General features: G+C 60.7%; 7 protein-coding genes. 2 read left to right on the top strand and 5 right to left on the bottom strand.

Features of this window, described 5'->3' with window-relative positions:
- Nucleotides 1-133: 133 nt before the first annotated feature.
- The gene (locus ADG881_RS12990; protein WP_007150584.1) at nt 134-628 is read right to left on the bottom strand and encodes an Lrp/AsnC family transcriptional regulator; all 495 of its coding nucleotides are present in this window, start codon (nt 626-628) and stop codon (nt 134-136) included.
- Nucleotides 629-924: 296 nt separating this feature from the next.
- Here ADG881_RS12990 and ADG881_RS12995 point away from each other — a divergent pair, with 296 nt between their 5' ends.
- Entirely contained in the window at nt 925-2,604 is a 1,680-nt protein-coding gene (locus ADG881_RS12995) for a 2-isopropylmalate synthase (RefSeq protein ID WP_007150766.1), read from the top strand.
- A 188-nt stretch (nt 2,605-2,792) separates the two neighbouring features.
- Here the strand turns inward: ADG881_RS12995 and ADG881_RS13000 are convergent, their stop codons facing one another.
- Genes ADG881_RS13000 through mtgA form a run of 3 tightly spaced genes read right to left on the bottom strand, consistent with a single transcriptional unit; the run spans nt 2,793 to nt 5,709 of the window.
- Nucleotides 2,793-3,482, bottom strand: a complete 690-nt coding sequence (locus ADG881_RS13000) for a type 1 glutamine amidotransferase (RefSeq protein ID WP_039926777.1) — start codon at nt 3,480-3,482, stop codon at nt 2,793-2,795.
- Nucleotides 3,483-3,523: 41 nt separating this feature from the next.
- Complete coding sequence (locus ADG881_RS13005) at nt 3,524-4,978, bottom strand: META domain-containing protein (RefSeq protein ID WP_007150206.1); 1,455 nt, start codon at nt 4,976-4,978, stop codon at nt 3,524-3,526.
- The gene (gene mtgA / locus ADG881_RS13010) at nt 4,975-5,709 is read right to left on the bottom strand and encodes a monofunctional biosynthetic peptidoglycan transglycosylase (RefSeq protein ID WP_007150083.1); all 735 of its coding nucleotides are present in this window, start codon (nt 5,707-5,709) and stop codon (nt 4,975-4,977) included. The genes ADG881_RS13005 and mtgA overlap by 4 nt, the downstream gene beginning before the upstream one ends.
- Nucleotides 5,710-5,922: 213 nt before the next feature.
- Here mtgA and ADG881_RS13015 point away from each other — a divergent pair, with 213 nt between their 5' ends.
- Nucleotides 5,923-8,517 carry an EAL domain-containing protein gene (locus tag ADG881_RS13015; protein WP_007151597.1) on the top strand — a complete coding sequence of 865 codons (2,595 nt, stop codon included), beginning with the start codon at nt 5,923-5,925 and terminating at the stop codon, nt 8,515-8,517.
- A gap of 26 nt (nt 8,518-8,543) precedes the next feature.
- Here ADG881_RS13015 and ADG881_RS13020 read toward each other — a convergent pair whose 3' ends face one another.
- Nucleotides 8,544-8,885: a hypothetical protein gene (locus ADG881_RS13020; RefSeq protein ID WP_007150400.1), complete on the bottom strand. Its 342-nt coding sequence runs from the start codon at nt 8,883-8,885 to the stop codon at nt 8,544-8,546.
- Nucleotides 8,886-8,956 lie beyond the last annotated feature (71 nt).

Raw genomic sequence — 8,956 nt, forward strand, 5'->3', positions numbered from 1 at the left:
ACGTCTTTACCACAGAGGGAACAAAGACCACTGAGGAACGATAGATTTTTCTCTCTTTGCTCTGTGGTGAAACGGTTTCTGGTCCTGGTCTTTTATCGCGCAGCCAGCGACGCTCCTACGGCAAGGGGGAGGGTTACGCATCCACATAATTCAACGGCAGCGCCGCCGTATCCACCACCCGGCGCATCACAAAGCTGGAATGCACGCCGCTCACGCCCTCGATCCGGGTGACCTTGTTAAGCAGGAAGTGCTGGTAGCCGTCGATGTCAGGCACCACCACTTTCAGCAGATAATCGGCTTCCTGCCCGGTGACCAGATAGCACAGTTGCACCTCCGGGTAGCTGGCCACCTGTTCTTCGAAATTGGCAAAACGTTCCGGCGTGTGGCGGTCCATGCTGATCTGGATCATTACCGTCAGATCCAGCCCCAGCTTGCGGGCATCCAGCACCGTTTCCCGTTTCACGATGATGCCGGCGGCCTCCAGCTTCTGTACCCGGCGAGAACAGGGGGAGGGGGACAGGCCCACGGTCTCGGCCAGTTGCTGGTTGGTGAGGCCGCCATTGCCCTGCAGGGCTTCCAGAATGCGCAGGTCGGTGCGGTCCAGTTTTGCCAGTTCTGAGGTGCTCATACGGGTTTGATCTCGTTAAAGTCTAAAGTTGAGCAATATTATTGCTAATAAGGCCGAAATCGAGTGAAAAAAGCAAGCACATTGCCGGTGCAGAGCCGTAAAGTATCTCTCGTAGGGCGGTGACGCAGACGGCCACAAGCCGAATGCCTCTCTCTGTCGCTACCGGCACCGACCGGTGCCCTGATCGAGATCCAAGATCACGACATCATTGTTAGCCGCATCAAGCAGTATCCCTGGGAGAGCCGGTTAGTAATTCTGGGGGCAGTGTCTGCCCCTTTTTACTTTGAGGATTCGAGATGAGCTTTGATCACCGTAAATATCAGCCTTTTCCTGTTATCGACAAGCCCGACCGTCGCTGGCCGAACCAGCGAATCGAGAAAGCGCCCCTGTGGGCGGCGGTGGACCTGCGTGACGGCAACCAGGCGCTGATCAAGCCCATGTCCGTGGCGCAGAAGCGCCGTTTTTTCCAGATGCTGGTGGAGCTGGGCTTCAAGGAAATTGAAGTGGGTTTCCCGTCGGCCAGCCAGATTGATTTTGATTTTTGCCGGGCCTTGGTCGAGGAAGATCTGGTGCCCGACGATGTGCATATTCAAGTGCTCACCCAGGCTCGGGAAGAATTGATCGCGCGGACGTTTGAGTCCCTGAAAGGCGCCAAAAATGCAGTGGTGCATATCTACAACGCCACCTCGCCCACGTTCCGCGAGCAGGTGTTCAACGTGGACAAGGCCGGCTGCAAGGCCATTGCGGTACGCGCGGCTGAGTGGGTGCGCGATTGTGCGGCCAAACAGCCTGAGACCCACTGGAGCTTCCAGTATTCCCCGGAAACCTTCAGTGCCACGGAGACGGATTTCGCCATCGAAGTCATTGATGCGGTGAACGCCGTGTGGCGTCCGGATCAGGGGCAGCGGGTGATCATTAACTTGCCGGCCACGGTGGAAGTCAGCACCCCGAACGTCTTTGCAGATCAGGTAGAGCTGGTTAACGACAATATTCAGTACCGCGATGACGTGATTATCAGTGTCCACACCCACGACGACCGCGGTTGCGGTGTGGCCGCCGCGGAAATGGCGGTGATGGCAGGGGCGGATCGTGTCGAGGGCACCTTGCTGGGTAACGGCGAGCGCACCGGCAACATGGACCTGGTGACGGCGGGCATGAACCTGTACAGCCAGGGCATTGATCCGGAAATCGATTTCTCGCGCATGAAAGAGATTGTGGCGCTGGTGGAAGAGATCACCGATATCCAGACCCATCCGCGCCATCCCTATGCGGGTGATCTGGTATTCAGCGCTTTTTCCGGTAGCCACCAGGATGCCATTCGTAAATGCCTGGCTCGTTATCAGGAAGGGGATATCTGGACCGCAGCCTATCTGCCCATTGATCCGGCCGATGTGGGGCGGCGTTACGAGGAAGTGGTACGCATCAACTCCCAGTCCGGCAAGGGCGGGGTCGCTCACGTGCTGGAGCGGGATTTCGGCATCGACTTGCCGCGCTGGTTGCAGCAGGAGCTGGCCGGTGTCGTGCAGGGTGATGCTGAAGAAGACGGTGGCGAGATCACCAGCGAACGGGTGCATCGTCGTTTCAATAGTGACTATCTGAACGTGCCCATGGGTTGGGTGTTGCGCTCCTACGACTTGAACCGCAGTAATGAGCAGGTGCAGGCACAGATCAGCATCGGCGATGAAAGCCAGCCGGTGACGTTGTTGTCCGGTCGAGGGGATGGCGCCATGTCGGCCCTGGTGGATGCACTTAACCGGCGTATCGGTGGCGAGGTGAAAGTGGTGTCGTTCGATGAATATTCGTTGGGCGATAACACCGAAGCCAACGCCATGGCCTGTGTGCGCGTGCAGGTGGGTGACTCCACACAAAGCGCCGTGGCCACGGCGGCGGATACCACGGCTGCGGCCTTGCAGGCGATTCTGTCTGCGGTGGGCCGTGTGCAACAAGCTAATGAGCAGTTAGTGGCAAATAGTTAGCAAGCTGCCGCGTGGGTTGATTGGAAAGCGAAGAAGCCGCGCCCTGTCTGGGGTGCGGCTTCTTCGCCTTTGGTGGGATCGCATATGTCGGATTACGCCTTTCAGGCTAATCTGACCTACAAAATCTAGCCTTTCAAGTAGGTCGAATTAGGCCGAAGGCCGTAATCCGACATTAAGCGGGCGAGACGTTAGCCCAGGAAGACATTCAGGACGCGCCCTAACAAGGCTTTCGATGCGGTAAAGCGCTGCGGGTCGCCAAGCAGCGCTTGGCGGTCTTCCACCCAGCGGCCGGGTGTCAGGTCCTCCGGGCAGGCGTCGCACAGGGCCTCGGCATTCCCTTTTTCCAGTTCCAGATGAAATTGCAGGGCCAGCACGTTATCCCCGTAACGGAAGGCCTGGTTGCGACAGCCTTCGCTCTCCAGCAAATGCACGGCGCCATCGGGAACGGCAAAGCTGTCGCCATGCCAGTGCAGCACGGCGGGAGCGTTGACAAACAGCTTGCCGATGCTGTCGTTCTTGCCGGCGGGCGAGGGGTACACCGGGAACCAGCCGATTTCCTTTTCCGGGTTGGCGGTAACCGGGGCGCCCAGCACCCGGGCGATCAGTTGTGCGCCCAGGCAGATGCCGAGCACCTTCTTTCCCGCCGCGATGCTCTCGCGGATCAACACCTTTTCCGCGCTCATCCAGGGAAAGCGGTCGTCGTCATCGGCGCCCATGGGGCCGCCCATGACCACCAGTACATCAAAATCTGCCGGGGTGGGCAGCGCGTCACCGGCGAACAGCAGCGAGTGGCCGATGCTGATGTCCCGTTCCTGAAACCAGCTTTCCATGGCGCCCAGTTGTTCGAAGGGAACATGGGACAGGTAATGAACACGCATGGCGATTTCCCTTTTTTGCGGTTTGTTCAACCCGTGTCGCGCTACAGGTAGATGGCCTGGAAACTGGCCACCGCCTCGTCATCTTTATCAAACAGGGTAAGCAGCTCGCCGTCGATACGGAAGTGGTCACTGGCCTTGAGTGCGTCAAGGTAGCGGCCTTCGATGGTGCTGGTCGGGCAGGCTTTGCGGGTGCTGGCCAGATCAGACAGCGCCAGCTGCTGGTCGTCGCGCTGGTAGCCGCCGTTCAGGCTGTTGCAGCTGCCGTGGCCTTTGATCTTGCCGTCATCGTTGAAGGTGAGGAACGGCACCTGTGTCGCGCTACCCAGAATGATGCGGTCCGGGCCCAGGTGGGTCAGCTGCCAGCGGGTGTGGGTCAGTTCGGCGGTGGGCAGTTGGCAGTTTTCCATGCCCGGTTCCAGGTTGAAGCTTTCCACGATAAGAGCGGTTTCGGTGCTGCCTTCCTGGCTGCCGGGCACCTTGCGTACCAGGCCGCTGACCGTGGCTACGCGGGGCTGTTGCGGGTAGCGAATGCCCTTGTCGTAGGCCGACAACAGGTCGTCGCTTTGTGGCCCGCGAATCAGCAGGCGCCGGTCGCTGTTGCACAGGGTGAAGGTGTCACGGTCCTGGCCGGGTTTGCCGCGGGTGATTGCGCCGCGCAGGGTTTCGCTGTCGGTCATCACTGCGGTGAGCGGCAGGGTGACATCGGCAAAGCCCTGCGGGTTGCGTTCCAGAGTGATCGCGTCGGATTGGTAGAAGAGCCCGCCATCAGCAAGAATCTGGCTGATGATCTGGTAGTCGTGGTCTGCCTTCAGATCGTCGGGGAGGTAGTACAACCGGAAGGGCAGAGTGGGGCTGTCTTGATCCAGACGGATCAGCCGTTTGGCAACGGGTTGTGCCCCTGCGGCATCGGGGTCGATCTGGCTGTTTAGCAGGGCGACGGTGAGTACCGCATTGTCGGGCAGCTCGCTGTCTTCTGGGCGCGTAACGGTGCCGCTGATATGGCCCACGGCCTGGTTGGCGCGCTGGTAGTCGCCATTGAACAGTGACGGAGCGGCTTCTTTGTTGGTGGACTCTGTTTCAGCTTCGGCTTCAGCGTCTGGCGCGGGCGCTTCGGGGTCGGCGGTCTCTGTCGTGTCGCTGCTCTGCGGGGCTGCTGGCGCGCGGGTCAGGGTGAGGGTGTCATCCTGTTGCAGGCCGGTGGCGTTGGCCTGGGTAACCCGTTGTTCGCGGTTATCCAGGTAGTCGAACGTGAGGGTGTCGTCCTGCTGTTCCCAGCGTAGCCCCTGCAGGCTGTTGTCCGTGGGCAGGTACAGGTCGCCATTGCTCTCCAGCACCAGCACGTGCTGGTCATTCTGCCAGACGCCGGCAATGCCATCGGTGCTGTCGCTGCCGGCAGGGGCGGGTTGGGGCTTGGTGTCACTGTTGTTGTCGCTACAGCCCAGCAGGGCAAGGCCGCTAAAACACAGGGCGGCAAAGGGGACGGCATACTGCTTCATTGCGTGTTTCCTTCGGGGGGCGCAGGGTCAGGCGGCGGGGGCAGGGTGACGGTTCCCGGGTCGGGAATGCGTACCAGCGCCATTTGCGCCTGAATCCATTGAGCCCGTTGTTGTACGTAGTCGGTGGGGCCTTTGAAATCGTAAAGATTGGGGCGGGGCAGCATGGCGGCCAGCTGCGCCGCCTGCAGGGGCGAGAGCTGCGCTGCGCTGACCTGAAAGTAATGCCGTGCGGCGGCTTCGGCGCCATAAATCTGGTGCCCCCACTGGGCCACATTCAGGTAGAGCTCCAGAATGCGACGTTTGCTCAGGCCGATTTCCAGCATCAGGGCGATCACTGCTTCCTGCGCTTTGCGGGTATAGGTGCGCTCGCCGGACAGGTACAGGTTTTTGGCCAGTTGCTGGGTAATGGTGGAGCCGCCGGCCACCGGCTTGCCCGCTTCTATATTGCGCTTCAGGGCATAGCGGATGCCTTCCCAGTCGAAGCCGGTGTGCCGGGTGAAATGGGCGTCTTCGGATATCAGTACGGCCCGCTTCAGGTAATCGCTGATCTGATCATAATCGCGCCAGTACTGCTGCACGTTGCCCTGCTCCTGGGCGCGGTGCATATAAGCGCTGTTGTCCGGGTTGTGGTGCTGCAGGCGTAACACCTGGCCCAGATACCAGAGCTGGGCCAGGGTCGCGGCCACAAACAGCAGGGCCAGACACTGTAACAGGCGTCGTCGGAACGTCATGATCGGCGCTGACCGGGGCCAGCTTTGCTTCTCCCTGGGGCTTCTGGGACACCCGGATGCGGTGGCAACCGGGAATCCCTGTAACAGGCCCCAATTGTCGGTGAAAGTTCCGGCTTTGTCAGGTGAAGCTGGCCAGGGAGGCGTGAGGCGTCCAAAAAGTGAACAGAGGGGCGGGAAAACGCAGGATAACAATCACAATAATGGACGAATGCCATGCAGGGTGTGCTGATTGGGGCTGTCACCGTCACCGTAGTGCTGTTGGCGGCGCTGTTTTTACGGTGTGTGTTGCGGCGTAATCGGGCGGAGCTGGCCCAGGTAAAAGACAGTGAAATCCGCTTTCGGCTGGCGATGAAGCATTCCTCTATTGGCATGGCGTTGCTGAGCCCCCGGGGAGAATGGCAGGCGGTGAATCACGCTCTGTGTGATCTGGCGGGTTATGACGAAGCGGGATTGCTGAGCACCTCCTTTCAGGATATTTCCCACCCGGATGACCTGCTCAAAAGCCGGGGGATGCTGGCTGACCTGTTGTCCGGCGACATTACCGGCTATTCACTGGAGCAACGTTTTATTACCCGCCGTGGCGACGACCTCTGGGTGCGTCTGTCGGTATCGGCGGTGCGTGTCGAGGGGCAGGTCAGCTACCTGATTGCCCAGGTGGAGAATATTCATGCCGCCAAATTGTCTGAGCAGGCGCTGCAGGAGAGCCGCCACCGGCTGCAAATGGCCCTGGAAGTGGGCGGGGTGGGTATCTGGCAGTACAGCCCTCAGAGTGACGTGCTGTTCTGGGATGAACGCATGTACGAGCTCTACGGCGTGCAGCCCGGGGCGCCTGGCGATGGGACCTTGCAGATCTGGCGTGACCAGGTGCATCCGGACGATTACACAGATATCAACGCGGCCTTCCAGCGCGTTATCGCGGGTGAGGAAGATCTGGACACGGAATTTCGGACTCTGCGGCCTGGTGGCGAAATCCGGCATATCCGCGTGCGGGCAGAAACCGTGGTGCGCTCTGACGGCGCGGAAACGCTGGTGGTGGGCACCAACTGGGATGTGACGGCAGAAAAGGGCATGCAGCAGTCCCTGGCCCATGAGAAAGAGCGCCTGCGCGTTACTCTCACCTCCATTGCCGATGGCGTGGTGGCCACGGATGAGATCGGCCGGGTGACCTTTATGAACCCGGTGGCCGAGTCGCTTACCGGCTGGCGCGAAGCGGAAGCGGAAGGGTTGCCGGTGGGCGATATTCTGATGCTCAGTGACGACAACGCCACGATGCCGATCCCCAACCCGATTAGTGTGGCCCTGAGCGGGGGCGATGTGTGCTTTCTGCGGGAAGGCAGCATGCTGCAAAGCCGCGACGGCAGCCGCTACGAAATTCAGGATTCCGCGGCGCCGCTTAAGTCGGCGGATGGCCAGGTGACCGGGGCGGTGATGGTGTTTCGGGATGTGACCTCCCGGCGGGCCATGCAGAAGAAGCTGCGCTACCACGCCACCCACGATGCCCTGACCGGCCTCACCAATCGCCGGGAATTTGAGAATACCTTGCAGGAATCCCTGGATGAGCCGGGGGCGGAGCACAGCATGCTGTGCTTTATCGACCTGGATCGCTTCAAGGTGGTGAACGATACCGCCGGCCATGTGGCGGGCGATGCCCTGCTGCGCGAATGTGCCCGGGTGATCGGCCGGCAGGTGCGCGAGGGGGATGTGGTGGCTCGGCTGGGCGGTGACGAATTCGGGTTGTTGTTGCGCCATTGCCCGGCACAGCGGGCGATCCAGATTGCCGAACGGTTAATCGGTGCGCTGGGGGATATTCGCTTTGCCTGGAAGGAGTCGCTTTACGATATCGGCGCCAGCGCCGGGCTGGTGCAGCTGGACGCCAACGTGATCACCGTGGAAGAGGCCATGAGCAGGGCCGATGTGGCCTGCTATGCAGCGAAGCATCGGGGTCGCAATCGGGTGTCGGTGTACACCCCCGACGACAGCGAAGCGTCCCGTCGTCATCTGGAATTGCAGATGGCGGCGGGGCTGCGTGAATCCCTGGAATCAAACCGTTTCCTGCTCTACGCCCAGGAGATTCGCCCCATTGATGCCAGCACGGAGCCGTCGCATTACGAGGTATTGCTGCGCCTGCGCGACCGCAATGGCGATATCCTCAATCCGGGCTCGTTCATTCCTGCGGCAGAACGCTACCAGATGATGCCGCACATCGACCGCTGGGTACTCACCCAGCTACTGGTGAGCCTCAGCGACGAGCTGGCCGCGCTGCCGCAACTGAACATCGCCATTAACCTGTCGGCGACCTCGCTGGATGATCCGACCTTTATGCCGTTTCTGGAGTCCCTGCTGAGCAAGACCTCGCTGTCACCGGAACGGCTCACGTTTGAAATCACCGAAACCACGGTGGTGAATCAGCTGTCATCGGCCAGTGATTTACTTGGACGTATTCGTGAGCAGGGTTGCAAGGTGGCACTGGACGATTTTGGCAGTGGGTTCAGCTCGTTCAGTTACCTCAAACACTTCCCGGTGGATTTCATCAAGATCGACGGCAGCTTTGTGCGCAACCTGCTGCACTCCAGCGTGGACCGCACCATTGTGGAATCCATCAATGAGGTGGCGCACCGGTTGGGCGTAAAAACCGTGGCCGAATACGTGGAAGAGCACGCGCTGATCGGGGTGCTGGAAGAGGCGGGGGTGGACTTTGTCCAGGGCTATGCCATTGGCCGGCCACAACCACTGAGCGCGCTATTTGAGCAGCAACACCGTGGTGTTGGCTCCCCGGATGGCGCAGAGGTTGTGGCGCGCAGCCGGTGATGCCGGGGCGGCTGCCGCTGCCATGATCAGGGAGAACTCTTGCCCGGTGTGGTCAGGTCGCTGCTCGGCTTCCAGCGGTCCAGTTCGCGGGTCATGGACGGTTGCGTGGTGTTTTCCTGTAGCTCCAGCGCCCGCTTCTGCAGGCGGCCCTCCGCGTTTTTCGCGCTGCCAGTCCCGCCTTTTTTCAGGCCGGGCTGGGGCACGCTGGTAAGGCCGTCGTAATCCACCCCGTACTGGTAATCCTCCTCGTAGACGTCATCCCCGCGAATGTAGTCGTAATCACTGCCATACGCCGGGGCGGCAGCGCCCGCCGCGATCATCACCCAGCCCGCGGTCAGTGCCAGCTGGCGCCATCCTGTGCGTTCCATAAAGGCCTCCTGCTCTGTGTGTCTTCACATGGGACAGGGCGGCAGCGGTGGGGTTCCTGATTCCAGGCGCT

The organism is Alcanivorax sp. DG881 (assembly GCF_000155615.1).
Taxonomy (GTDB): domain Bacteria; phylum Pseudomonadota; class Gammaproteobacteria; order Pseudomonadales; family Alcanivoracaceae; genus Alcanivorax.